The 23315-nt window shown below is 66.9% G+C and carries 26 protein-coding genes and 2 tRNA genes; 19 read left to right on the top strand and 9 right to left on the bottom strand.

Going from position 1 to position 23315, the window contains the following annotated elements; translation table 11 throughout:
- Positions 1 to 152 precede the first annotated feature (152 nt).
- A complete protein-coding gene (locus C1925_RS19025; RefSeq protein WP_108770253.1) occupies positions 153 to 638 on the bottom strand; it encodes an Mpo1-like protein in 486 nt (161 codons plus the stop codon).
- Positions 639 to 804: 166 nt separating this feature from the next.
- Entirely contained in the window at positions 805 to 1731 is a 927-nt protein-coding gene (locus C1925_RS19020; RefSeq protein WP_049448436.1) for a phosphoribosylaminoimidazolesuccinocarboxamide synthase, read from the bottom strand.
- A gap of 141 nt (positions 1732 to 1872) precedes the next feature.
- On the opposite strand from C1925_RS19020, the gene C1925_RS19015 reads away from it, so the two are divergent.
- From C1925_RS19015 to C1925_RS18960, 12 genes are all read left to right on the top strand, one after another.
- Positions 1873 to 2202, top strand: coding sequence for a DnaJ domain-containing protein (locus C1925_RS19015; RefSeq protein ID WP_079223907.1), 330 nt, complete (start codon positions 1873 to 1875; stop codon positions 2200 to 2202).
- Between the two features lie 30 nt (positions 2203 to 2232).
- Positions 2233 to 2910, top strand: a complete 678-nt coding sequence (rpe, locus tag C1925_RS19010; protein WP_108770252.1) for a ribulose-phosphate 3-epimerase — start codon at positions 2233 to 2235, stop codon at positions 2908 to 2910.
- Between the two features lie 12 nt (positions 2911 to 2922).
- Positions 2923 to 3402 carry a GNAT family N-acetyltransferase gene (locus C1925_RS19005; protein WP_108770768.1) on the top strand — a complete coding sequence of 160 codons (480 nt, stop codon included), beginning with the start codon at positions 2923 to 2925 and terminating at the stop codon, positions 3400 to 3402.
- 115 nt (positions 3403 to 3517) lie between these two features.
- Complete coding sequence (locus tag C1925_RS19000; protein ID WP_216821981.1) at positions 3518 to 4009, top strand: hypothetical protein; 492 nt, start codon at positions 3518 to 3520, stop codon at positions 4007 to 4009.
- Positions 4010 to 4203: 194 nt separating this feature from the next.
- On the top strand, positions 4204 to 4689 hold the full coding sequence (locus tag C1925_RS18995; protein ID WP_108770250.1) for a hypothetical protein: 486 nt from the start codon (positions 4204 to 4206) through the stop codon (positions 4687 to 4689).
- A gap of 74 nt (positions 4690 to 4763) precedes the next feature.
- The gene (gene yegS / locus C1925_RS18990) at positions 4764 to 5699 is read left to right on the top strand and encodes a lipid kinase YegS (RefSeq protein ID WP_108770249.1); all 936 of its coding nucleotides are present in this window, start codon (positions 4764 to 4766) and stop codon (positions 5697 to 5699) included.
- Positions 5700 to 6276: 577 nt separating this feature from the next.
- Complete coding sequence (gene trpE / locus C1925_RS18985) at positions 6277 to 7767, top strand: anthranilate synthase component I (protein ID WP_108770248.1); 1491 nt, start codon at positions 6277 to 6279, stop codon at positions 7765 to 7767.
- 67 nt (positions 7768 to 7834) lie between these two features.
- A complete protein-coding gene (locus tag C1925_RS18980; RefSeq protein WP_108770247.1) occupies positions 7835 to 8605 on the top strand; it encodes an SIMPL domain-containing protein in 771 nt (256 codons plus the stop codon).
- A gap of 2 nt (positions 8606 to 8607) precedes the next feature.
- Entirely contained in the window at positions 8608 to 9195 is a 588-nt protein-coding gene (locus tag C1925_RS18975) for an aminodeoxychorismate/anthranilate synthase component II (RefSeq protein WP_108754392.1), read from the top strand.
- A 16-nt stretch (positions 9196 to 9211) separates the two neighbouring features.
- Positions 9212 to 10243: an anthranilate phosphoribosyltransferase gene (gene trpD / locus C1925_RS18970; protein WP_108770246.1), complete on the top strand. Its 1032-nt coding sequence runs from the start codon at positions 9212 to 9214 to the stop codon at positions 10241 to 10243.
- Between the two features lie 74 nt (positions 10244 to 10317).
- Positions 10318 to 11112: an indole-3-glycerol phosphate synthase TrpC gene (gene trpC / locus C1925_RS18965; protein WP_108754390.1), complete on the top strand. Its 795-nt coding sequence runs from the start codon at positions 10318 to 10320 to the stop codon at positions 11110 to 11112.
- Positions 11109 to 11825, top strand: coding sequence for a haloacid dehalogenase-like hydrolase (locus tag C1925_RS18960; protein WP_108770245.1), 717 nt, complete (start codon positions 11109 to 11111; stop codon positions 11823 to 11825). Before trpC ends, C1925_RS18960 begins: the two co-directional genes overlap by 4 nt.
- A 119-nt stretch (positions 11826 to 11944) precedes the next feature.
- Here C1925_RS18960 and C1925_RS18955 read toward each other — a convergent pair whose 3' ends face one another.
- Both C1925_RS18955 and crp read right to left on the bottom strand, forming a co-directional pair.
- On the bottom strand, positions 11945 to 12706 hold the full coding sequence (locus C1925_RS18955; protein ID WP_108770244.1) for a sulfite exporter TauE/SafE family protein: 762 nt from the start codon (positions 12704 to 12706) through the stop codon (positions 11945 to 11947).
- Between the two features lie 94 nt (positions 12707 to 12800).
- Positions 12801 to 13490, bottom strand: coding sequence for a cAMP-activated global transcriptional regulator CRP (gene crp / locus C1925_RS18950; RefSeq protein WP_079225401.1), 690 nt, complete (start codon positions 13488 to 13490; stop codon positions 12801 to 12803).
- Between the two features lie 149 nt (positions 13491 to 13639).
- Here crp and speD point away from each other — a divergent pair, with 149 nt between their 5' ends.
- Entirely contained in the window at positions 13640 to 14434 is a 795-nt protein-coding gene (speD, locus tag C1925_RS18945; RefSeq protein ID WP_006473908.1) for an adenosylmethionine decarboxylase, read from the top strand.
- Positions 14435 to 14601: 167 nt separating this feature from the next.
- Positions 14602 to 14922 (top strand): quaternary ammonium compound efflux SMR transporter SugE, encoded by a 321-nt coding sequence (gene sugE, locus C1925_RS18940; RefSeq protein ID WP_108770243.1) that lies wholly within the window; start codon positions 14602 to 14604, stop codon positions 14920 to 14922.
- Between the two features lie 119 nt (positions 14923 to 15041).
- On the opposite strand, the gene coq7 is transcribed toward sugE, so the two are convergent.
- Positions 15042 to 15686, bottom strand: coding sequence for a 2-polyprenyl-3-methyl-6-methoxy-1,4-benzoquinone monooxygenase (gene coq7 / locus C1925_RS18935; protein ID WP_108770242.1), 645 nt, complete (start codon positions 15684 to 15686; stop codon positions 15042 to 15044).
- 196 nt (positions 15687 to 15882) lie between these two features.
- On the opposite strand from coq7, the gene rplM reads away from it, so the two are divergent.
- A complete protein-coding gene (gene rplM / locus C1925_RS18930) occupies positions 15883 to 16311 on the top strand; it encodes a 50S ribosomal protein L13 (RefSeq protein WP_005414692.1) in 429 nt (142 codons plus the stop codon).
- 2 nt (positions 16312 to 16313) lie between these two features.
- The gene (rpsI, locus tag C1925_RS18925; protein WP_005411311.1) at positions 16314 to 16706 is read left to right on the top strand and encodes a 30S ribosomal protein S9; all 393 of its coding nucleotides are present in this window, start codon (positions 16314 to 16316) and stop codon (positions 16704 to 16706) included.
- Between the two features lie 483 nt (positions 16707 to 17189).
- Here the strand turns inward: rpsI and C1925_RS18920 are convergent.
- A tRNA-Gln gene (locus tag C1925_RS18920) sits at positions 17190 to 17263 on the bottom strand.
- Positions 17264 to 17321: 58 nt separating this feature from the next.
- A tRNA-Met gene (locus tag C1925_RS18915) sits at positions 17322 to 17398 on the bottom strand.
- A gap of 121 nt (positions 17399 to 17519) precedes the next feature.
- Here C1925_RS18915 and C1925_RS18910 point away from each other — a divergent pair.
- The 3 genes from C1925_RS18910 to bfr all read left to right on the top strand — a co-directional run bounded on the left by C1925_RS18910 (position 17520) and on the right by bfr (position 19067).
- Positions 17520 to 18140: an RNA pyrophosphohydrolase gene (locus tag C1925_RS18910; protein ID WP_108770241.1), complete on the top strand. Its 621-nt coding sequence runs from the start codon at positions 17520 to 17522 to the stop codon at positions 18138 to 18140.
- A gap of 108 nt (positions 18141 to 18248) precedes the next feature.
- Positions 18249 to 18455, top strand: a complete 207-nt coding sequence (locus C1925_RS18905) for a bacterioferritin-associated ferredoxin (RefSeq protein ID WP_079223871.1) — start codon at positions 18249 to 18251, stop codon at positions 18453 to 18455.
- A 141-nt stretch (positions 18456 to 18596) separates the two neighbouring features.
- Complete coding sequence (bfr, locus tag C1925_RS18900; protein WP_108770240.1) at positions 18597 to 19067, top strand: bacterioferritin; 471 nt, start codon at positions 18597 to 18599, stop codon at positions 19065 to 19067.
- Between the two features lie 102 nt (positions 19068 to 19169).
- Here bfr and C1925_RS18895 read toward each other — a convergent pair whose 3' ends face one another.
- The gene (locus C1925_RS18895) at positions 19170 to 21413 is read right to left on the bottom strand and encodes a hybrid sensor histidine kinase/response regulator (RefSeq protein ID WP_108770239.1); all 2244 of its coding nucleotides are present in this window, start codon (positions 21411 to 21413) and stop codon (positions 19170 to 19172) included.
- Positions 21414 to 23285: an EAL domain-containing protein gene (locus C1925_RS18890; RefSeq protein ID WP_108770238.1), complete on the bottom strand. Its 1872-nt coding sequence runs from the start codon at positions 23283 to 23285 to the stop codon at positions 21414 to 21416.
- Between the last annotated feature and the right edge of the window lie 30 nt (positions 23286 to 23315).

The raw sequence follows: 23315 nt of genomic DNA, 5'->3' as shown, positions 1-23315 counted from the left end.
CGCCCCCGCGTGGCAACGGCTGTGGCTTTCACGGCGGATGCGCAGGCAGCCGTGTGCCGCCCGTGCATCGCAGGCTGGCAGGTCGTTCGTGCAGCAGGGGTGACGGGACGCGCCCGTTCAGGAAACGACGGACAGTGACGCGGCAGGAGAGGTCAGTAGCGCCAGTCGAGCTTGCGGTAGGCCTTGGCCATCACCCAGGCCGGGCCGATCAGCAGGTAGGTCAGGTCGGTCAGGAAGCTGGGCTTGCGGCCCTCGAACTTGTGGCCGATGAACTGCGCCACCCAGGCCACCACGAACACGCCCACCGCCAGCCAGCGCAGGCTGTTCAGGCCGATCTCGGCTTCCAGCAGGCGGCACAGGCAGCCGAACACGAAGAACTGGATGAGCATGCCGATGCCCAGCGGGCGCGACAGCTTGTTGTAGAAGCACCAGGCGCTGAACATCGCGAAGGCCGACCAGATGCCGTACTGGAACCAGGTGATCAGCGGCGGCACGCACCACAGCAGGGCCACCACCGACCACAGGATCGCCGGCACCGCCACCACGTGGATGCGTTGGTTGATGACGTTGCGGTGGTCGTCTGAATAGCTGGCGAAGTAGCGGTCGATCGGCCGCGCAAGCTGGGTGGTGGTCTGCATGCCGCCAGCATACTCCGGCCGGGCCGGACGGTGCGGGGGCGTCCGCAGGGTAGGGTCGACCGTTGGTCGACCATCGCGCGCAGCGCGGGGTTCAGCGGATCATCCGGGCGAATGGGTCGTCCCAAGCAGAACGCCCCCGACCTTCCGGCCGGGGGCGCTGGGGCAATCAGTCGACGCTGATCCCGGCCAGGCGCTGCAGCGCCTCGGCGTACTTGGCGCGGGTGCGCTCGATGATTTCCGCCGGGATGTTCGGGCCCGGGGCGGTCTTGCCCCAGTCCAGCGTCTCCAGGTAGTCACGCACGAACTGCTTGTCGTAGCTCGGGGGGCTGGTGCCCACTTCGTACTCGTCGGCCGGCCAGTAACGCGAGGAGTCCGGCGTCAGCATCTCGTCCATGATGTACAGGCGGCCATCGGCATCGGTACCGAACTCGAACTTGGTATCGGCCAGGATGATGCCGCGCTCACGGGCGTAGTCCGCCGCGAACTTGTAGATGCGCAGGGTGGCATCGCGCACGCGCTCGGCCAGGTCCGCGCCCACCTGCTTGACCATCGCATCGAAATCGATGTTCTCGTCGTGGTCGCCGACGGCGGCCTTGGTGGACGGGGTGAAGATCGGCTCGGGCAGCTGCTCGGCCTGGCGCAGGCCGTCGGGCAGGTCGATGCCGCTGACCTTGCCGGTGCGCTGGTAGTCCTTCCAGCCGCTGCCGATCAGGTAACCGCGGGCGATCGCCTCCACCGGCACCGGCTTCAGCTTGCGGGTGACCACCGCGCGCTTGGCGTACAGGGCCGGGTCCACGCCCTCGGGCAGCACGCTGGCCACGTCGATGCCGGTCAGGTGGTTGGGCATCAGGTGGGCGGTCTTGGCGAACCAGAAGTTGGACACCTGGCAGAGCATCTCGCCCTTGCCCGGGATCGGGTCGGGCAGGACCACGTCGAACGCCGACAGGCGATCGGTGGCCACCATGAGCAGGTAGTCGCCCGGCGGGGTCCCTGCAGGCAGCCGCTCGCGCGGGATATCGAACACATCACGCACCTTGCCGCGATGGCGCAAGGGCAGGCCGGGGAGATCGGATTGCAACAGCGTGGTTGGCACGGGCACTCCTGGGGCGTTGTCGATACGGCTGCCCAACGGACCCGGCGGGCCCGCTGACCAGCGGGCGGCCTAGTGTAAAGCGGTCCGGGCCCGCTGTGACGTAAAATGAGCATCCATTTCGCCGGTCGACCCTGGGGCGCCATGCGCTGGTACGGAAAACTGCTCGGTTTCATCGCCGGGGCCCTGCTGTTCCGGCCCAATCCGCTGTTCGGGGCGGTCATCGGCCTGCTGCTCGGCCATGCCTTCGACTCGGACTGGTTCCGCCTGAACAAGGAAAACCCGTACCGGGAGCTGGGGCTGACCTCCGAGGCCACCGACGCCGAGGTCGAGCGGGCCTACCGCAAGCTCATTTCCCAGTACCACCCCGACAAGCTCGGCGGCGCGGCCCCCGAGCTGCAGCAGCAGGCCGAGCAGAAGTCGCGGCGGATCAACGCCGCCTACGACCGCATCAAGACGCTGCGCAAGCGCTGACCCCTTTCCCTCGTCTCCAAGGCCCCGGCCATGTCCAACTGCCTCATCGCCCCGTCCATCCTGTCCGCCGATTTCGCCCGCCTGGGCGAGGAAGTGGACAACGTCCTGGCCGCCGGTGCGGACTGGGTCCACTTCGACGTGATGGACAACCATTACGTGCCCAACCTGACCATCGGCCCGATGGTCTGCCAGGCCCTGCGCAAGCACGGCGTCACCGCGCCGATCGACGTGCACCTGATGGTCGAGCCGGTGGACCGCATCATCCCGGACTTCGCCGAGGCCGGTGCCACCTACATCAGCTTCCACCCGGAGGCCAGCCGCCACCCGCACCGCACCATCCAGCTGATCCGCTCGCTGGGCTGCAAGCCGGGCCTGGTGCTGAACCCGGCCACCCCGGTGGACATCCTGGACTGGGTGCTGGATGACCTGGACCTGGTGCTGCTGATGTCGGTCAACCCGGGCTTCGGCGGCCAGGCCTTCATTCCCTCGGCGCTGGACAAGCTGCGCGTGGTCCGCCAGAAGATCGATGCCAGCGGCAAGGACATCCGCCTGGAGATCGACGGTGGCGTGAAGGCCGACAACATCGGCGCGATCGCCGCCGCCGGCGCCGACACCTTCGTGGCCGGCTCGGCCATCTTCAACGCCAAGACCAGCTACCAGGACGTGATCGCGCAGATGCGCGCGAACGTCGCTGCAGCCAGGGGCTGAGCCATGGCGACGGTGGCCGTGTTGGACATCCGCCCGGCCACCGTGGCCGACGCTGGGCTGATCCTGCATTTCATCCGCGAACTGGCCATCTACGAGAAGGCCGAACATTCGGTGCAGACCGATGAGATCGGCATCGCCGAGAGCCTGTTCGGCGCCGATGCCACCGCCCGCGCGCTGATCTGCGAAGCCGACGGCGAGGCCATCGGCTATGCGGTGTATTTCTACAACTATTCCACCTGGCTGGGCCGCAAGGGCATCTACCTGGAAGACCTGTACGTCAGCCAGGAAAAGCGCGGTGTCGGCGCCGGCAAGGCGCTGCTGAAGTACATCGCCCGCCAGGCGGTGGCTGAAGGCTGCGGCCGCTTCGAATGGTCGGTGCTGGACTGGAATACCCCGGCCATCGAGTTCTACACCGCCGCCGGTGCCAAGCCGCAGGACGAGTGGACCGTGTACCGGCTGGAAGGCGCGGCGCTGAAGGCATTTGCCGGGTAGCCGCCACGTGGATGCGCTGACCCTGCCGCAACGCATCACCCTGCTTCGCCAGCAGCTGCCCGCGTCCATCAGTACCTGCCGGCAGGCACTGATGGAATCGGGTGGGGATCTTGCCATGGCGCATGCCTGGATCGTGCGCCGGCTGGTTGCCGAGTACAGGCAACGCACGGGCGCCCCGGTGGATGAGGCTGCCGCCGACCTGCAGCGGTGCGGCCATGATGTCGAGCGCGCGCTGGTGCTGTGGCAGCGCCGCCATCCAGAACCGCCGCTGCCTCCCCTGGAGCGGATCGTGCAGGGACACCCCCTGGCAGCAGAGCTTGCAACACAGGACGACCTGCGCCGGTTCGTGCATGTCCTGCCGGGTGCGCACGGTGCCTTCGAGGTGCGTCTTGTCACCCACGCCGCACGCTTCACCGAAACGGCCTATGGCTTCGACTACGACCTCGCCATGCATGATCCACTGACGCGGGTCGAGCGCCGGTTTGCCGATGGCATGGGTGCACTCGCCATCCTCCTGCAGCAGCACGGCATCGATCACGCAGGGCTGCGCGACGTGGATGATTTCGACAGCTGCCTGCTGCACAGCCCGATCGACGCCTATCTCTGAGCCGTCGCGGCATGGCAAAAAAAAGGCCGCGCCAAACGCTGGCGCGGCCCTGCTGCATTCGTGGGAGGCTGATCCTGCCTCCATCCGTCTTCCCTGCTATGGCCTTCCATTATCCGGCTGCTCGGTGACAGCTGGATGACATGATGTCGCAAACGGCTGTTTGGGTGCCGTCGCACGGGCACTAGACTGTGGGGATGGAGAATGATGCCGTTACGCTGCTTGAGTCGTGGTTTCAGTTTGCAGCAGAAGATACGCTGGTCATTGATCTGGACTGCATAAACGCCGAGGCGAACGGCAATCTCTGCGCATTCTCACCGCCGCCGGAAGTGACCCTGGATGTCGGTCAGGTAGTAGCATTCATCCGCAGGCTTGCCAGCCACCGTGCCGCGCAGATCCCGGGCCACGCAATGACGCTCTACTGCTGGCACGACATGTTGGTGCGCCAACTGCGCCTGAGTCTGGTGTCATCCGAGCACGGCCATCTGCCATTTGGCTGCCACCACGTTGAAACGACCGATATCCGCAGTGTTGTGCAGGCCATTGTGGCCGCGGATTGGAACAACCCTCGATACATGTGCTTTGAAGAGGGCCAGGCCGATGACGAAATCGATGCCGACACAGACGAGCCGATGTACACGGAAGAACGTCCCTTGAAAGTTGGGGTTATTGCGCTCGGCTGAACGATTTCGCCGGCTTCACCGGGCCCGCCGTCGGGCGCTGCTAGTGTTGGTGGCCCCATCCTTGGAAGCTCTGCATGACTACCCCGCGCTGGCGCCTGATACTCAACGGTAAATCCGCTGGCAATGACGACCTGCGCAGTGCGGTTGGCCGCTGGCGCGGGCAGGGCGTGCAGCTGGAAGTGCGGGTGACCTGGGAAGAGGGCGACGCCGAGCGCTACGTGGCCGAAGCCATCGACCATGGCGTGGACGTGATCGTGGCGGCGGGCGGTGATGGCACGCTCAGTGCGGTGGCCGAAACTCTGGCCCATCGCGAAGAGCCGGCCGACACGCTGCCGTCGCTGGCACTGGTGCCGATGGGCACGGCCAACGATTTCGCCACGTCGGTCGGCATTCCCACTGATCCTGAAGACGCGTTCGCGCTGATCGCGCAGGCGCCGGCGCGGCCCATCGATCTGCTGCGCGTGGACGCCGATGGCAAACGCTGGTGGTGCGCCAACCTGGCCAGCGGTGGCTTCGGCACCCAGGTGACCGTGGAAACCGATGCGGGCCTGAAGAAGATGCTGGGCGGGCTGGCCTATGTCATCACCGGCATCGCCAAGCTGGGCCGCATCGAGCCGATCACCGCGCGCCTCACCGGCCCGGATTTCGAGTGGGAAGGCGGCTTCATCGCCCTGGGCATCGGCAACGGCCGCCAGGCTGGTGGTGGCCAGCAGTTGTGCCCGCAGGCACTGATCGATGACGGCCTGCTGGACGTCACCGTGGTGCCCGAACTGGACGGCGAGGTCGCCGCAACCCTGGGCCAGATGCTGACCGGCGGCAAGGACGCGGCACTCGAGCGCGTGGCGACCCGTGCGCAGCTGCCGTGGCTGCAGATCGAGGCGCCGCAGGCACTGACGTTGAACCTGGATGGCGAGCCGGTGCAGGCGCAGCGCTTCCGCATCGACTGCGTGGCAGGCCGAGTGCGCATGCACCTGCCGGTCGGCTGCCCGCTGCTGGCCGGGCAGGGGTAGCGCTAACGGGGTAGCGTCGAGTGGGTAGAGTCGACTGTCAGTCGACTTGCGCGCGCAGCGCGGGGTTTTCAGCGGTCCCGCCAAGAGCAGTCGACTGACCGTCGACTCTACCGATGAGCCCCAGGCCCCCGAGCTGGCAGCCGAAGCCAAGGGGTAGAGTCGACTGTCACTCGACTTGCGCGCGCAGCGCGGGGTTTTCAGTGGTCCCGCCAAGAGCAGTCGACTGACAGTCGACTCTACTGATGAGCCCCAGGCCCCCGAGCTGGCAGCCCGAAGCCAAGGGGTAGAGTCGTTTGTCAGTCGACTTGCGCGCGCAGCGCGGGGTTTTCAGCGGTCCCGCCATGAGCAGTCGACTGACAGTCGACTCTACCGGCGCCCCCCGCCCGAACTCCCCAGCCATCCCCCCGACGGCCGGTTCAGTTTCACAGGGTTTCCCTCCCGCCCCGGCTGCGTTACAGTCAAGGGGTGTCCAGCCTGACGACCCCGCATACCCTTTCTTCCGCACGCCGTTGGTGGCGATGGTGGCCCGTTGCCGTCGTCCGCCCCCATAACGCTGTGTCCCGGAAGGAAAGTCGTCTTGAATTCGCTCGCTCAGTTTCAGCAGCAGGCCGCTGAAGGCCACACCCATATCCCCGTCGTCCGTGAAGTGCTGTCCGACCTGGACACGCCGCTTTCGGTCTATCTGAAGCTCGCCGACGGCCCCAATACCTACCTGTTTGAATCCGTCGAAGGCGGCGAGCGCTTTGGTCGTTACTCGATCATCGGCCTGCCGGCACGTCGCGTGTATGCCTTCCACGGCCACACCCTGACCGTGCGTGAAGACGGCCAGGTGGTGGAAACCCGCGAAGTGGCCGATCCTTTCGCCGAGGTCGAGGCGCTGCGCAGCGCCCACTCGGTGCCGAAGCTGGACGGCCTGCCAGGCTTCACCGGTGGCCTGGTCGGCTGGTTCGGCTTCGAGTGCATCGGCTACATCGAACCGCGCCTGGCCCCGCCGGCCGGCCGCGACGAGCTGGGCACGCCGGACATCCTGCTGCTGGATTCCAACGAGCTGGCGGTGTTCGACAACCTCAAGGGCCGCCTGTACCTGATCGTGCATGCCGACCCGCGGGTCGAGGGTGCGTTCGACCAGGCCCAGGCCCGCCTGGATGCCCTGACCGCCAAGCTGCGTGCGCCGGGTGCGGGCTATCCCGCGCCGCTGACCAGCGACGTGCTGGACGAATCCGATTTCATCTCCGGCTTCACCCGCGAAGGCTTCGTCGATGCGGTCCAGCGCAGCAAGGAATACATCCGCGCCGGCGACATCTTCCAGGTGGTGCTGAGCCAGCGCCTGAGCGTGCCGTTCAAGGCGCGCCCGGTGGATGTGTACCGCGCGCTGCGTGCGCTGAACCCGTCGCCGTACATGTATTTCCTCGATGTCGGCGACCTGCAGGTGGTCGGCTCGTCGCCGGAAATCCTGGTGCGCCTGCAACATACTGATGACGGCGTGGGCGAAGTCACCGTGCGCCCGATCGCCGGTACCCGTCCGCGTGGCGCCACGCCCGAGCTGGACCAGGCGCTGGAAGCCGAGCTGCTGGCCGATCCGAAGGAACGCGCCGAGCACCTGATGCTGATCGACCTCGGCCGCAACGATGCCGGCCGCGTGTCCAAGGCCGGCACCGTGGAAGTGGGCGAGCAGTTCGTGATCGAGCGCTACAGCCACGTCATGCACATCGTCAGCGAAGTGACCGGGCAGCTGCAGCCGGGCCTGAGCTACGCCGACGTCCTGCGCGCCACGTTCCCGGCCGGTACGGTCAGCGGCGCGCCGAAGATCCGCGCGCTGGAAGTGATCCGCGAGCTGGAGCCGATCAAGCGGAATGTCTACGCCGGCAGCATCGGCTACATCGGCTGGCACGGCGATGCCGATACCGCCATCGCCATCCGCACCGCCGTCATCAAGGATGGCCGCTTGTACGTGCAGGCCGGCGCCGGCATCGTCTACGACTCGGACCCGGACAAGGAATGGGACGAGACGATGAACAAGGGCCGCGCACTGTTCCGCGCCGTCGCCCAGGCTGCCAAGGGCCTGTAAGCCTTCCCGTGCCGTGGCCCGCGCCGCGGCACCTTACGCTGTTCCCGTTCAAGACAAGGAGTACCGCATGAAGCTGCTGAGCGCATTGCTGTGGTCGTCGCTGCTGGCCACGATGGCCCCGTCTGCATGGGCGCAGGCCAACACCCTTCCCTCGCAGCCGCATCTGCTGGTGAAGGGGCAGGGCACCCGCACGGTGATGCCGGACCGGTTCGGCCTGCAGTTGAACATTGAAGAGACCGACATGGATGCCGATGCGGCGCGCCGCCGCGTGCAGGACAACGTTGCCCGCGTGCTGGCGCTGTTCAAGCAGAACAAGGCGGTGGAGGGCAGCGTGCGTGCGGACAACCTGCGGATCGGCCCAGCGACGCGTTATGAGCAGAGCCGGCAGGTCTTCATCGGCACCCGCGTGTCGCGCCAGCTGCGTGCCAGCTTCGCCAGCGTGAAGGCGATGCAGGACGTGCTGGGCGCGCTGAAGGCCAACGAGAACGTACAGGTCAGCAGCATGGCCCCGACCTACTCGGGTGAAGTGGCGCTGCGCCGCGAACTCAAGGGTGAGGCGGCGGCCAGTACCCGCGAGTCCGCGCAGGGCCTGGCCAAGGCCTATGGAACGAGCGTGCGCGGCCTGTACAGCATTTCCGATGTGGCGCCGAGCTTTGCCTACGGCGTGCAGGCTGGCAATTGGCCTCGCGCCGACGACATGATCACTCCGCCCGCGCCGCCCGCGCCGCAGGACAGCATCGAGGCCACGGGCTCCCGCCTGCGCGAGTCGGTCGAAGCCGGCCCCATCACCTACACCGAAAACGTGTACGCCATTTTCCTGATAAGCGACGGAACCTGACCATGTTGTGGATGATCGACAACTACGACAGCTTCACCTACAACCTCGTGCAGTACCTGCAGACGCTGGGCGCCGAGGTCAAGGTGGTGCGCAACGATGCGATGAGCGTGGACGAGATCGCCGCGCAGAAACCCGAGCGCATCGTCATTTCGCCCGGCCCATGCACGCCCAATGAAGCAGGCGTGTCGCTGGAGCTGATCCAGCGGCTGGGCCCGACCACGCCGATCCTCGGCGTGTGCCTGGGCCACCAGAGCATCGGCCAGGTCTACGGCGGCACGGTCATCCGCGCCGGCAACATCATGCACGGCAAGACCTCGCCCATCCGCCATGAAGGCAAGGGCGTGTTCGCCGGCCTGCCGGACCGCTACCAGGCCACCCGCTACCACTCGCTGGTGGTGGACAAGACCAGCTTGCCCGACGCGCTGGAAGTAACCGCCTGGACCGAGAACGAGGACGGCTCGATCGAAGAGATCATGGGCCTGCGCCATCGCCAGTTCCCGGTGGAAGGCGTGCAGTTCCACCCCGAATCCATCCTCACCGAACACGGCCACGCCCTGCTGCGCAATTTCCTGCAGCGCCCGGCGGCCTGATCCAAGGAGCATTCCGATGAGCTTCTCCCCCCAGGAAGCCCTGCAACGCACCATCGAACACCGCGAAATCTTCTTCGACGAAATGGTCGACCTGATGCGGCAGATCATGCGCGGCGATGTTTCGCCGATGATGACCGCCGCCATCCTCACCGGCCTGCGGGTGAAGAAGGAAACCATCGACGAGATCGCTGCGGCCGCCACGGTCATGCGCGAATTCGCGCTGGCGGTGCCGGTGGCCGATACCACCCACCTGGTCGACATCGTCGGCACCGGTGGCGACGGCTCGCACACCTTCAACATTTCCACCTGCGCGATGTTCGTCGCCGCCGCCGCCGGTGCGCGCGTGGCCAAGCACGGCAACCGCAGCGTGTCGTCCAAGTCCGGCAGCGCCGATGCGGTGGAAGCGCTGGGCGCGGCCATCGAGCTGCAGCCGGCACAGGTCGCTGCGGCCATCGAACAGACCGGCATCGGCTTCATGTTCGCGCCGATCCACCATCCGTCGATGAAGGTCGTCGCACCGGTCCGCCGCGAGATGGGCGTGCGCACCATCTTCAACATCCTCGGCCCGCTGACCAACCCGGCCAGCGCACCGTCGGTGCTGATGGGCGTGTTCCATCCCGATCTGGTGGGCATCCAGGCGCGCGTGCTGCGCGAGCTGGGCACCGAGCGCGCGATGGTGGTCTGGGGCCGCGACAACATGGACGAGATCTCGCTGGGCGCCGGCACCCTGGTGGGCGAGCTGCGCGACGGCAAGGTGCGCGAATACGAGATCCACCCCGAAGACTTCGGCATTGCCATGTCGGCCAGCCGCAACCTGCGCGTGGACAGCCCGGAGCAGTCGATCCAGATGCTGCGCGCGGTGCTGGACAACCAGGCCGGCCCGGCGCTGGACATCGTCGCGCTCAATGCCGGCGCGGCGCTGTACGTGGCCGGCGTGGCCAGCGACATCGGCGACGGCCTGGCCCGTGCCCGTGCCGCCATTGCCAACGGCAGCGCCCGCCAGCGCCTGCAGCAGTACGTTGATACCACCCGCGCGCTGGTTGCCTGAGCGCGCGGTTCAGCCTGACCCACCCGATGGCCGATAATGGCCGTCCTCACCGCCCCAGTACCGAAGCGACGACGATGAGCGACATCCTGCAGACGATCCTGGCCCGCAAGGCCGAAGAAGTGGCCCAGCGCCGCGCCCAGCGCCCGCTGGAGGCGCTGCAGGCGGCCGTGGCCAGTGCCCCCCCGGTGCGCGGCTTCGTGCGCGCGCTGCAGGCGGCGGTGGCCAACGGCGACCCGGCGGTGATTGCCGAGGTGAAGAAGGCCAGCCCGTCCAAGGGCGTGATCCGCCCCGACTTCCGCCCGGCCGACATCGCCGTCAGCTACGAGTTCGGCGGCGCCAGCTGCCTGTCGGTGCTGACCGACGTGGACTTCTTCCAGGGCGCCGATGCCTACCTGCAGCAGGCCCGCGAGGCCTGCACGCTGCCGGTGCTGCGCAAGGACTTCGTGATCGACGCCTATCAGGTGTACGAGGCCCGCGTGCTGGGCGCCGACTGCATCCTGCTGATCGTGGCCGCACTGGACGACACCCAGCTGGCCACCCTGTCCGAACTGGCGCTGTCGCTGGGCATGGACGTGCTGGTGGAAGTGCATGACATCGACGAACTGGAGCGCGCCCTGCAGGTGCCGGCGCCGATGATCGGCATCAACAACCGCAACCTGCGCACCTTCGAGGTCTCGCTGCAGACCACCCTGGACATGCAGAAGGCGGTGCCGCGCGACCGCCTGCTGGTGACCGAGAGCGGCATCCTGGGCCCGCAGGACGTGGCGCTGATGCGCGACGCCGGCATCCATGCGTTCCTGGTGGGTGAGGCCTTCATGCGCGTGGAAGAACCGGGCGAGGGCCTGCGTCAGCTATTCTTCGGGGCATGACAACGCACTATCCAATGCCGCGCGAGGATGCGCCGCTGGTCGTTTTCGACTTCGACCACACTCTCTACGACGGTGATTCGGGCACCCACCTGTTCGCCTCGCTGATCAAGCGCAATCCGCTGCGCATGCTGGCCGCGCTGCTGGTCACGCCGATCGCCGGGCCGCTGGTGGCGATGCTGCCGACCCGCCGTACCGGCATTTCGGTCTACGTGTGGATCGGCAGCTTCGGCCTGCACCGGGCGCGTGACTTCAACAAGGTCATCGATGCCTACGTGCTGCGCAACGAGGCGCAGATGCGCGCCAAGCTGCTGCCGCAGGCGCTGGAGGTGTTCGCCGCGCACCGGGCCCAGGGCGACCGCGTGGTGGTCGCCACCGGCGCACCGCCGGAGCTGGCCCGCGCCATCCTCGGCTTCGTGGCCCACCAGGACGTGCCGGTGATCGGCACCGAGGTCGGCCCGCGCCTGGGCGGTGTGGGCCCGACCCGCCACTGCCACAACGAAGAAAAGATGCGCATGCTGCGCGAGCGCGGCTATGGGCAGATCGACATCGCCTATTCGGACAGCACCGCCGACCTGCCGCTGCTGCTGGCGGCCAAGGCCCCGGTGGTGGTGAACCCGAAGCCGGGCAAGGTGGAGTTCTTCCGCCGAGTGCTGCCGGCCGGCACCCGCATCCTCAACTGGGGCTGCGTGGACCGCGGCGGCGAGAAGGCCTAGTCCGGGCGGGGTCAGAGCCCCTTCGGGGATCTGACCCCACCGCACGATGACGGATCTGCCGGCCAGCGGCCGGCACTACCCGGTAGTGCCGGCCGCTGGCCGGCAAACAGGGCGCACGCTCAGCGCCCCAGGTACCCGGTCAACGCATGGCCGATCTGGAACAGGCTGATGGCCAGCACCAGCACGCCCACCGCCACCAGCACCCAGCGCTCCTTCAGCCGCTTCACCAGCAGCGCCGCCACCGGTGCGGCCATCATGCCGCCGATCAGCAGGCCGGCCACGATCTGCAGGTGATGCAGGCCCATCGACATCAGGAAGGTGGCCGACACCGTCAGGGTCACCACGAACTCGGACGCGTTCACCGTGCCGATGGTGGTGCGTGCCTGGCCGCCCCGGGCGAGCAGGGTGGAGGTCGCCACCGGGCCCCAGCCACCGCCGCCGCTGGCATCGAGGAAGCCGGCCACGAAGCCCAGCACGGGCACCCGCTTGACCTCGCCCTTGGGCATCAGCCGCCCGGCCGCACGCGCAAGGATGATGATGGCCAGTACCAGCAGGTAGAGGTAGATGAGCGGGCGTATGACTTCGCCCGGCAGTTGGGTCAGCCCGTAGGCGCCCACCGCACCGCCCACCGCGCCGGGAATGGCGAGGCGGAAGAACAGGCGTTTATCGACATTGCCGGCGACCAGATGCGACACGCCCGAGGCGCCGGTGGTGAACACTTCGGCGGTGTGGATGGCCGCACTGGCCTGCGCCGGCGGGATGCCCATCGCCAGCATCACCGACGATGACACCAGGCCGAAGGCCATGCCCAGCGCGCCGTCGACCAGCTGTGCGCCGAGGCCGATGAGGATGAACCACCAGAACTCGCTGCTCAGTTCCATGCACCGAGCCTAGCGGATGCGCGTGTGCGGGGCGTGCGATGGCAGGTCGCACGTCCGCGGAGCCGCCGGGCGATGCCCGGCAGACACGCATCGATCAACGGGTGCCGTACAGCACCACGGTCTTGCCGCGGGCATGCAGCAGGCCGTCGGTCTGCAGCTTCTTCAGCACGCGGCCGGCCATTTCACGCGAGCAGCCGACCAGGCGCGCCAGTTCCTGGCGCGAGACGCGCAGCTGGCTGCCCTGCGGGTGGCTCATCGATTCCGGCTCCTGGGCCAGATCGTGCAGGGTGCGCACGATGCGGTCGGTCACGTCCAGGAACGCCAGGCGGCTGGCCTTGCGGCTGGTATCGAGCAGGCGCTTGGAGATCTGCTGGCCCAGCGCGTACAGCAGGCGCGGGGCATCGGCCGAGAGCGGGCCCAGGAACAGCTGGTGCAGGCGCTCGTAGCTGATCTCAGCCAGTTCACAGGCGGTGCGCGTGCGCAGGATCACCTCGCGGCGGTCCGACTCCACGAACAGGCCCATCTCACCGACGAACTCGCCTGCGCCGAAATAGCCCAGCACCAGCTCGCGGTCGTCATCTTCCTCGGCCATGATCGAAACCGAGCCGCTGATGACGTAATACAGGGTCCCCGCCGGGTCTCCAGGGCGGAAGACGTCAGTCCGGGTGGGGTACCGCCGCCTGTGGCTGTGAGCCAGAAAGCGGTCGATTGTGGCGATGTCCAAGGCCAATGGGCTGCTAGCTAGGCGCACGGTTGACACGATAGGGGCGCTCCCTCTGCGCATGAACGGATTCACAGGATCGATGGCGGAGCTTAACCAGCGCTCCTGTTAAGGGCAAATAGTGTGCCAGAGTCGTGAGCTCTTCACGTTCCCCCCGGGGACACTTTGCCCCATAATTCACTCTTTCCCTTCTTACACAGGAATCGACCGCCGTGGTCAAGCCGTTGCCTCGCCTGAGGCTGCAGGGTTTCAACAACCTCACCAAGGCGCTGAGCTTCAACATCTATGACGTGTGTTACGCGCGCACCGAAGAGGAGCGTCAGCGTTACATTGAATACATCGATGAAGAGTACAACGCCGACAGGCTGACTCAAATCTTGACCGATGTCGCCGAGATCATCGGCGCGAACATCCTGAACGTGGCCCGCCAGGACTACGATCCGCAGGGTGCCTCGGTGACGATCCTGATCTCCGAAGAGCCGGTGATCGACAAGAAGCAGGCCGGCAAGGAGCTGATCTCCGATGCCGTGGTCGCGCACATGGACAAGAGCCACATCACTGTCCACACCTACCCGGAGACCCATCCGCAGGAAGGTATCGCGACGTTCCGCGCTGACATCGACGTGGCCACCTGTGGCGTCATTTCGCCGCTGAAGGCCCTGAACTACCTGATCGAGAGCCTGGAATCGGACATCGTGATCATGGACTACCGCGTCCGTGGCTTCACCCGCGATGTGAAGGGCAAGAAGCACTACATCGATCACAAGATCAACTCGATCCAGAACTTCCTGGCCAAGAACATCAAGTCGCGTTACGAGATGTTCGACGTCAATGTCTACCAGGAAAACATCTTCCACACGAAGATGCACCTGAAGGACTTCGACCTGGACCAGTACCTGTTCGAGGAAAAGGCCAAGAACCTGTCGTTCAAGGAACGCATGAAGATCGAAGCGCTGCTCAAGCGCGAGATCGAAGAGCTGTTCCACGGCCGCAACCTGTCCGAGTAAGACCCGTGCGCGATGCCCCTGGCATCGCCACCCAGGCGGGACGACCCGCCCCGTGGAACGCGGTTTTTGCGCAGTTTCCAGTTCCACGGTGATGTACCGACCCACGGCCCGGTGTGAAAACACCGGGCCGTTTTGTTTTTCTTCAACAAGGTGAGGAGCCCCCACTCATGCCCTGGATCTACCTGCTGCTGGCCGGCCTGTTCGAAATCGGCTTCGCGCTCGGAATGAAGTACTCCGAAGGCTTCAGCAAGCCGCTGCCCACCGTCGCCACCGTGGTGGCGGCGCTGATCAGCCTGTTCCTGATGAGCCAGGCGATGAAGTCCATTCCGGTCGGCACGGCCTACGCCATCTGGACCGGTATCGGCGCCATGGGCGTGGCGGTGCTGGGCATCTTCCTGTTCAACGACAGCGCCTCGCCGGCGCGCCTGGCCTGCGTGGGCCTGATCGTGGCCGGCGTGATCGGCCTGAAGCTGGTCTCGCCGAACTAAGGCGGCCCGACCAACGGTCGGGCCCTACCGTCGGGCACCGCCGCACCTTGGGCGGGCCCCGCCGTCGGGGTCTCGGCGCACCTCTTTGGTAGGCCCCCACCGTTGGTGGGGGCGGCCGTTCAAATGCGGTAAGCGATGTGCTTCATCACCTTCGATGCCAGCGCCATCGCGCCCGGGATCGGGAACGGCAGGCGGCGGGCGCCGGCCTGTTCGGCGTGCTCAGCGTGGCGGGCTTCGTCTTCCTTCATCACCCGGATGACCGCGCGGCTGCGCAGGTCGCCCGCGGGCAGGTCGACAAGGTGCTCGTCCAGGTGCGCTTCCACCTGGCGTTCGGTTTCGACCACGAAGCCCAGGTTCCAGCCGTCGCCGCGCAGCCCGGCCAGGGTGCCGATGGTGTAGCTGCCGGCATACCAGAGCGGGTTGAACAGGCTGGGGCGGCTGTCCAGCTCGCCCAGCCGGGTGGCGCACCAGGCCAGGTGGTCGGTCTCTTCCTGGGCCGCTTCCAGCAGGTGCTCGCGGGTGGACGGGTCGCGGGCGACCGCGGCCTGGCCGAAGTACAGGCCCTGCGCGCAGACCTCGCCGACGTGGTTGATCCGCATCAGGCCCGCCGCGTGGCGGCGCTGTGCCGTGTCCATGCCCGGCTCATCGGTATCGGCGGCCGGGTAGGGGCGCGATGCCGGCGGGTTGCCGAACACCGTGTCCAGGGCGCGCTGCGCCTCGGTCAGCAGGTGGTCCAGCGGGGTGGTCTGGCGGAGCACGGTCATGGCGGCATGGGTGGGGCGGGGGACCCCCGATTCTCGCCCGGCCCCGGCCCCCTGCCAACCCGGCACAGGGTCTGGCTTGCACCGGGCCGCCAGGGTGAGTACAATCCCGCCTCTTACGCTTCACCTTTTCACAACGCGTGGCAGAGTTCCGGCGAGCCTTTCGCCGCAATGAGCCCGACCTAACCTAGAGTTCTTCATGAGCACTTTCACTGCCAAGAACGAGACCGTCCAGCGCGACTGGTACCTCGTCGACGCCGAGGGCAAGACCCTGGGCCGTCTCGCCACCGAGCTGGCCCGCCGTCTGCGCGGCAAGCACAAGCCGGTCTACACCCCCCACGTTGATACCGGCGACTACCTGGTCGTCATCAATGCAGAAAAGATTGCCGTCACCGGCAAGAAGCTGCAGGACAAGATGTATCACCGTTTCACCGGTTACATCGGCAACCTGAAGACCGAATCCCTGGCACAGGCGCTGGAGCGCCACCCGGAGCGCGTGATCGAGATCGCCGTGAAGGGCATGCTGCCGAAGGGCCCGCTGGGTCGCCAGATGTACCGCAAGCTCAAGGTCTACGCCGGCACTGAGCATCCGCACGCCGCACAGCAGCCGCAGGTTCTGGATATCTAATCATGGCTATCACTCAAAACTACGGCACTGGCCGCCGCAAGTCCTCCACCGCTCGCGTTTTCCTGCGCAAGGGTTCGGGCAACATCACCGTCAATGGCCGTCCGCTGGACGAGTTCTTCGGTCGTGAGACCGCGCGCATGATCGTGCGCCAGCCGCTCGAGCTGACCAAGAACACCGAAAGCTTCGACATCCTGGTCACCGCCGCTGGCGGCGGCACCACCGGCCAGGCCGGTGCGATCCGTCTGGGCATCGCCCGTGCTCTGGTCGAGTACGACGAGACCCTGAAGTCCGAGCTGCGCAAGGCTGGCTTCATGACCCGTGACGCCCGTGAAGTCGAGCGTAAGAAGGTCGGTCTGCACAAGGCCCGCCGCGCCACCCAGTTCTCCAAGCGCTGATCCATCGCGCCTGGTTGGGCTCCCTCGGGGGCCCGCTGGCTGGAAAAGCAAAAGCCCGGCTTCGGCCGGGCTTTTGTCGTTTTGGGATCGGGTATTTCGTGGTTGCCGGCCAGCGGCCGGCACTACCCGTGGATCCGGATGTCGGGCGGGTGGGGTCAGAACCTTTTCCTGCGGAAAAGGATCCGACCCCGGACGCTGATCCATCGCGCCGGGTTGGGCTTCTTCGGGAGCCCGCTGGTTGGAAAAGCAAAAGCCCGGCTTCGGCCGGGCTTTTGTCGTTTTGCGAACATGCACTTCCACATTGCCGGCCAGCGGCCGGCACTACCCGTCTTTTTGCATGTCCGACCCCGGGGTTCTCTCTGGAGGGGAGCCACCTTGATGTTCAAGGGGGCGCGCCGACAGGCGCGGGGATAAGGTGGAATGCGCGACCAAATAAAAAAGCAAAAAGCCAGATCTTTCGATCTGGCTTTTTGCTTTTTTATTTGGCTGCCCCTGATGGATTCGAACCACCGATGCCTGAGTCAGAGTCAGGTGCCTTACCGCTTGGCTAAGGGGCAATGTAACGTGAAACTATTTTCTCACTTTTCACACTGAAAAACAACTTGATTTTCAGTGTGGTGGCTATGGGTGGACTCGAACCACCGACCCCAGCATTATGAGTGCTGTGCTCTAACCGGCTGAGCTACATAGCCTTGGTGAGCCCGCTATTCTGCTCATGTGTATCGGGCCTGTCAACACTTTTGTGCCGAGCTTGTGGGCCGACAGACGGCATGGGATAGTCCCGACCAGTAGATTTTCTTAGGAGTCCGCATCGTGATCGATCCGGACGGCTATCGACCGAACGTCGGCATCGTGCTGATGCGGCAGGACGGGCAGGTGTTCTGGGCACGACGTGTGCGCCGGGATGGCTGGCAGTTCCCGCAGGGTGGCATGAACACCGACGAGACCCCGGTCGAGGCCATGTATCGTGAATTGCAGGAAGAGACCGGCCTGCTGCCCGAGCACGTAGAAGTGCTGGGGGCGACACCGGGTTGGCTGCGCTACAAGCTGCCGGCCCGGGCCATCCGCCGTAACGAGCGGCAGGTCTGCATCGGCCAGAAGCAGGTCTGGTTCCTGCTGCGCCTCACCGGCGATGAATCGCATGTGCGGCTGGACCATACCGACTCGCCCGAGTTCGACAACTGGCGCTGGGTCGATTTCTGGTACCCGGTCGAGCACGTGGTGATGTTCAAGCGTGGGGTCTATGCGCGTGCCTTGCGCCACCTGGCGCCTCTGGCGCGCGGCGTGGCCGGGCAGGGCGTGACCGCCATGCCCAAGACCGCCGCCGAGGCCTGGATGCCGGGCAATACCGCAGGCCACGACCGCCCGCGCAAGCGCCCGCGCAGCAAGGGCTACTGGCCCCGCAAGGTGCAGGGCGACGGGCCTTCCGGCTGAGTGGATGAACGGTAGCGAGAATGGTTCAGGTCTCTGATTGACAACCATTCTCGTTTCCATTGGAATGGGCACCAGGCCGCTTCTGGCCTGTCAGCCCGGTTCCCGCCTGTGTACGTCTGCATCTGCAACGGAGTCACCGACCACCAGATCCGCGAGGCCGCCAGCCATGGCGTCACCACGGTGGGCGAGCTGACCATGCGTACCGGTTGCGGCGCGACCTGCGGTTCCTGCCTGGACATGGCCGGCGATCTGCTGGCCAAGGCACTGGCCACCCACGACCTGCCGCTGCCCGTTCTCGGCCTGCAGGCTGCCTGAGCCGTACCCCGCGGCGCTATGACGCCGCGTCTCTGACGTTCCGCCGCTGGCCGCACAGGCCAATGCGCACGATTCGCGTTCCTTCACGCGCGCCCTCAAAGCGATACAGTGCCTGCGTTTTCAGCGTGCAGGAGCATTCCCATGAAGGGCGACACCAAGGTCATCGAATTCCTCAACAAGGTCCTCTTCAACGAGCTGACCGCGATCAACCAGTACTTCCTGCACGCCAAGATGTTCAAGAACTGGGGCATCAAGGAACTGGCCGAGTACGAATACAAGGAATCGATCCATGCGATGAAGCGCGCCGACGCGCTGTCCGATCGCATCCTGTTCCTCGAAGGCCTGCCGAACTTCCAGGCGCTGGGCAAGCTGCGCATCGGCGAGAACCCGCCGGAGATGCTGCAGTGTGATCTCTCGCTGGAGCAGGACGCCGTGGCGGTGCTGCGCAACGCCGTGGCGCATGCCGACTCGGTGGGCGACTACGTGAGCCGTTCGTTGTTCACCAGCATCCTCGATGCAGAGGAAGAGCACATCGATTGGCTGGAAACCCAGCTGGACCTGGTCGAGCGCATCGGCGAGCCGAAGTACCTGCTGAGCAAGCTGGAAGACTGATCCAGCGGCGCTGCGGGTAGCGTCGAGCTTGCTCGACTGCGTCTTCCAACAGCAGTCGAGCATGGCTCGACTCTACAAAGCGGTAGTCGCGCAAGTTCGACGCTACCGCTCCTGGGCCAAGTAGCCGGTCAACGCCACGCGTGCGCGGGCGAACTCGGCCACCAGCAGCGCCACCGCCACCGCGGGGCGCTGCAGGCTGCCCGCGCGGGCTTCGTGCTCGATGCGCCGGGCCACCGCCGACAGTGACAGTGCGCCGACATTGGCGCTGGATGATTTGAGGGTGTGCGACAGCGCCTGCAGGCGCTCGATGTCGTTGGCCTGTGCTGCCTGCTGCAGGGCCTGCACGAGTGCCGGAGCATCCTCGAGGAACACGGCGACGATCTGCAGTGCGGCCGGGCCGATCACATCCTGCAGTTCCTCAAGCACGCTGCGGTCCAGCACCGGCTGCGGCGGAGTGTCCGCGTCGGGCGCGGGAGGTGTCCCGCCTGGCCGACCTTCGTTGTCCAGTAGAGTCGAGCTTGCTCGACTGTTTTCGGCATGACGACAGTCGAGCAAGCTCGACTCTACGGCTTCGGAAGCATCGTGGCAGTCGACAACAACAGGCGCTTCGCCCCAGCGCTGCAGCAGCGCATGCAGGGTTTCGCGGTTGATCGGTTTGGACAGGTAATCATCCATGCCGGCCTGCAGGCAGCGCTCGCGGTCGCCGGCCATGGCATTGGCGGTCATGGCGATGATCGGCAGACGCGCGCGGCCATGTGCCGCTTCCTCGCTGCGCCACTGGCGGGTGGCGGCATAGCCATCCAGTACCGGCATCTGGCAATCCATCAGCACCACATCGATGCCGCCCTCGCCCAGCGCCAGCAGGGCCTGCTCGCCGTCGGCGGCGTTGCGCACGTCGCACTGGAAGACCCGCAGCAGCTGTTCGGCCACCATGCGGTTGACCGCGTTGTCCTCCACCAGCAGCACGCGCAGATCCAGCGGCGGCAGCGTGGCCGGTGCCTGGCCGCGTTCGGCGGTGGCCAGCAGGGCTGCCGGTCGCACGCTGGCGGTGGGCGCGGCCAGCACGGCATGCAGGTGGGCGTCGTTGAAACTGGCCGGCAGCTGTTGCTGGCGGGCCTGTGCGGGGGCGGGCTCGTCCTGCAGCCACAGCACCTGCAGCGTGTCGTCCGCGCCGCGCTCGGCCAGCGTACGCAGCAGCGTCGCTTCGCCGCCACGGCGCGAGCGGGCATCCACCAGCAGCCACGCCGGGCTCGGCTGGCCCGGGCGTGGGGCAGCGCGCAGGCGCTCCAGCAGCACATCGCGCTCGGCCAGCACCTGCACCGGCAGCCCGTGGTGGGCAGCGATGCGCTCCACGCGCGCCTGCAGCGCCACATCGGCACTGTGCAGCAGCAGCGGCGACGGCGCGCGCGCCAGTGCCGGCAGGTCGCCGGGGATCTTCAGCAGTGGAATCTCGAACCAGAACGTGGCGCCCTGGCCGGGCCTGGACTGCACGCCGATCTGGCCGTGCATCAGGTCGATGATGCGCTTGCAGATGGCCAGGCCCAAGCCGGTGCCGCCGTACAGGCGGGTGGTCGATGCATCGGCCTGGCTGAAGGACTGGAACAGCCGTGACTGCAGGGTGGCGTCGATGCCGATGCCGGTGTCGACCACTTCAAACCGCAGCTGGTGCTGGGCCGGGCCTTCGCCCAGGCGCTGCACGCGCAGCTGCACCTGGCCGCGCGCGGTGAACTTGATCGCATTGGCCAGCAGGTTGGTCAGTACCTGGCGCAGGCGCACCGGGTCGCCACGCACCGGCAGGCGCACGGCCGGGTCCAGCTGCAGGGCGAGCACCAGGCCCTTCGATTCGGCAGCGCGCTGCAGCAGCTGCACCACGCCGTCCAACAGCTCGCGCAGGTTGAAGCTGGTGATCTCCAGTTCCAGGGCCTGCGCTTCCAGGCGCGAGTAATCGAGGATGTCATCGACGATGCGCAGCAGCTGCTGCGAGCTGACCGATGCGGTGGCCAGCATCTGCCGCTGATCCTCGCCCAGGGGCCCGCGTGCGATCAGCTCGAGCATTGGCAGGATGCCGTTGAGCGGCGTGCGGATCTCGTGGCTCATGGTGGCCAGGAACTCGCCCTTGGCCAGCGCGGCCGCCTCGGCGGCCTGCTTGGCCTGCAGCAGCTGCTGTTCCAGCTGGCCCTGGCGCTCGGTGGTACGGCGCAGCTGGTCGCGCTCGCTGGTCAGCACGGTGCGTTCGCGCTGCAGGGCCGCCAGCGCCTGGCCGCGTTGGCGCAGGCGCAGGCCAAGTGCCAGCGCCACGCTGGCGGCCAGCACCAGAGCTGCCAGCAGCGCGACCGTCAGCGGCACTCAGAGCACCGCGTTGTGGAAGTCGAAGTTCAGGTCGCTGCCCGCCGACTGCACCATGTTGCCCTGGATGTAGTCCACGCCGCCGACCCACATCGCCGCCGCTGCCTGCGGATCCTCGATCTGCTGGCCGATGATCTGCAGGCCTGCGGCATGCGCGCGATCGATCGCCCGACGCAGTTCCTCGCGGGTGCCCGGGTTGGAGTGGCTGCTGGAGAAGCGCGCGGCCATGCGCACGAACGACAGCGGCAGCTGGGTGAGCAGGGCATCGGCTTCGCTGCCCGGCTCGAACTGGCTCAGGCAGAAACGCACGCCGGCACTGGCCATGCGCTGGCAGAACTGCTGCAGCGGCACGGTGTGGATGAGCGCGTCGGGCAGGCGCACGTCGATCACCAGTGCGGTGCCGGGCAGGTCGCGCTGCTGCAGCGATTCCAGCAGCCAGTCGGCGAACGCATCGCGCTGCAGCGTGCGCAGCGACTGCGAGACGAACAGGTTCAGCGGCTGGGTCGCGTGGCGGTACAGGTCGAGCAGGCCCATCGCATGTTCCAGCACCTGCTGGTCCAGATCGGCGATGCGGCCCGCGGCTTCGGCAGCCGGAATGACCTGGCCGGCGGTGAGTACGGTGCCATCGGCCTGGCGCAGGCGCAGCAGCAGCTGGTACTGCGCGGTATCGCCGCCTGCCACGGCTACGATCGGCTGGTAGGCCAGTTCCAACTGGCCTTCCAGCAGGGCCAGGTGTTCCTGCTCGGTCACCGCCTGGCGATGCACGTGGCCGGCCACGCCGGCGGTCAGCAGGCGGGCCTGCAGGGTGGTGCGCTCGATGGCTTCCAGCGCGCTGTTGGCATCGTCGAAGCCCGGCGACAGCGGCGCATAGCCGACCACGCCACGCAGGTGCACCGATTCATCGTCGCGGATGACGAAGGCGCGCGCGGACAGCTGCTCGCGCAGTGCGGCGGCGATGCCTTCCAGGCTTTCCTCGTCGGCGCCGCGGGCCAGCAGCAGGAAGCTGTTGTCGTTCAGGCGTGCCAGCAGGTGCGGGTGGCCGGCTTCGGCCAGGCGCTGGCCGGCCTGCACCATCAGCCGCTCGAAGGCGGCATAGCCATAGCGCTCGCGCAGGCCCAGCGCGCTGGAGATCTCCACGAAGAACACGCCACCTCGGTCGCGCTGCTCCAGCGCCGTGCTGAGCTGCTGCAGCACGTGGTGGCGGGTCGGCAGGCCGGTTTCCGGGTTGCTGGTGGCCGGTGCACCGCTGGCGCCGGGCAGGGTGGCGGCCTGCGCGCGGGCGCGGCGGATGCGGTTGGCCACGGCCGCGATCAGGTGGCGCGGGCGGATCGGTTTGCTCAGGTAATCATCGGCGCCGCTGTCGAGCACTTCGAACTGGCGCTCCGGGTCCGGGTCGCCGCTGAGGAAGACGATCGGCAGCAGCTGCATGCCCGGCTGCTGGCGGATCATCGCGGTCAGGCGCATGCCATCCAGGCCCGGCAGGTGCAGGTCCATCAGGATCAGGTCGGGGCGCAGTTCGCGGATCGCCTGCTGCACGCCATCGGCATCGGACAGCACCTCGGCCTGCATGCCGGCACCGTGCAGCACGCTCTGCGCGAACAGGGCCTGGGCACGGTCGTCTTCGACGATCAGCACGCGGTACGGCGAGTCCGAGGCGGCGGGTGCATCGTTGCCGTTGCCTGCGTCCATCGGTGCGGATGGCAGCGGCGGCGGCGTGCCCAGGCTGCCGCCCGCATCGGCCGGTGCGGAGGAGACCGCGACAAGCGTGGGCGCAGCGGCGGGCGAGGTGTTTGCCCAGCGCTGCCAATGATCGGCCGGTGGGGTTTCAGCGCGTCCGGGGCGTGCGCCCGCGGGGGATTCATTTGCGGACATCACAGCTCCTGGTGTTCGCCGCCATTATGC

Origin of the sequence: Stenotrophomonas sp. SAU14A_NAIMI4_5, from assembly GCF_003086795.1 — a bacterium.
Taxonomy (GTDB): Bacteria; Pseudomonadota; Gammaproteobacteria; order Xanthomonadales; family Xanthomonadaceae; genus Stenotrophomonas.
Note: the sequence above shows the minus strand (reverse complement) of the source record. Positions and strands in the feature narration are given on the sequence as shown.

Excerpts from the sequence above, each read along its gene's own strand:
- C1925_RS18975 (WP_108754392.1), top strand. The coding sequence starts at position 8,608 with ATGTTGTGGATGATCGACAACTACGACAGCTTCACCTACAACCTCGTG.
- C1925_RS18955 (WP_108770244.1), bottom strand. The coding sequence starts at position 12,706 with ATGGAACTGAGCAGCGAGTTCTGGTGGTTCATCCTCATCGGCCTCGGC.
- crp (WP_079225401.1), bottom strand. The coding sequence starts at position 13,490 with ATGCGCAGAGGGAGCGCCCCTATCGTGTCAACCGTGCGCCTAGCTAGC.
- rplM (WP_005414692.1), top strand. The coding sequence starts at position 15,883 with ATGAGCACTTTCACTGCCAAGAACGAGACCGTCCAGCGCGACTGGTAC.
- trpD (WP_108770246.1), top strand. The coding sequence starts at position 9,212 with ATGAGCTTCTCCCCCCAGGAAGCCCTGCAACGCACCATCGAACACCGC.
- rpe (WP_108770252.1), top strand. The coding sequence starts at position 2,233 with ATGTCCAACTGCCTCATCGCCCCGTCCATCCTGTCCGCCGATTTCGCC.
- coq7 (WP_108770242.1), bottom strand. The coding sequence starts at position 15,686 with ATGACCGTGCTCCGCCAGACCACCCCGCTGGACCACCTGCTGACCGAG.
- bfr (WP_108770240.1), top strand. The coding sequence starts at position 18,597 with ATGAAGGGCGACACCAAGGTCATCGAATTCCTCAACAAGGTCCTCTTC.
- C1925_RS18960 (WP_108770245.1), top strand. The coding sequence starts at position 11,109 with ATGACAACGCACTATCCAATGCCGCGCGAGGATGCGCCGCTGGTCGTT.
- C1925_RS19025 (WP_108770253.1), bottom strand. The coding sequence starts at position 638 with ATGCAGACCACCACCCAGCTTGCGCGGCCGATCGACCGCTACTTCGCC.
- C1925_RS18995 (WP_108770250.1), top strand. The coding sequence starts at position 4,204 with ATGGAGAATGATGCCGTTACGCTGCTTGAGTCGTGGTTTCAGTTTGCA.
- rpsI (WP_005411311.1), top strand. The coding sequence starts at position 16,314 with ATGGCTATCACTCAAAACTACGGCACTGGCCGCCGCAAGTCCTCCACC.
- C1925_RS19000 (WP_216821981.1), top strand. The coding sequence starts at position 3,518 with ATGGCGCATGCCTGGATCGTGCGCCGGCTGGTTGCCGAGTACAGGCAA.
- C1925_RS18980 (WP_108770247.1), top strand. The coding sequence starts at position 7,835 with ATGAAGCTGCTGAGCGCATTGCTGTGGTCGTCGCTGCTGGCCACGATG.
- sugE (WP_108770243.1), top strand. The coding sequence starts at position 14,602 with ATGCCCTGGATCTACCTGCTGCTGGCCGGCCTGTTCGAAATCGGCTTC.
- yegS (WP_108770249.1), top strand. The coding sequence starts at position 4,764 with ATGACTACCCCGCGCTGGCGCCTGATACTCAACGGTAAATCCGCTGGC.
- C1925_RS18890 (WP_108770238.1), bottom strand. The coding sequence starts at position 23,285 with ATGTCCGCAAATGAATCCCCCGCGGGCGCACGCCCCGGACGCGCTGAA.
- C1925_RS19015 (WP_079223907.1), top strand. The coding sequence starts at position 1,873 with ATGCGCTGGTACGGAAAACTGCTCGGTTTCATCGCCGGGGCCCTGCTG.
- trpC (WP_108754390.1), top strand. The coding sequence starts at position 10,318 with ATGAGCGACATCCTGCAGACGATCCTGGCCCGCAAGGCCGAAGAAGTG.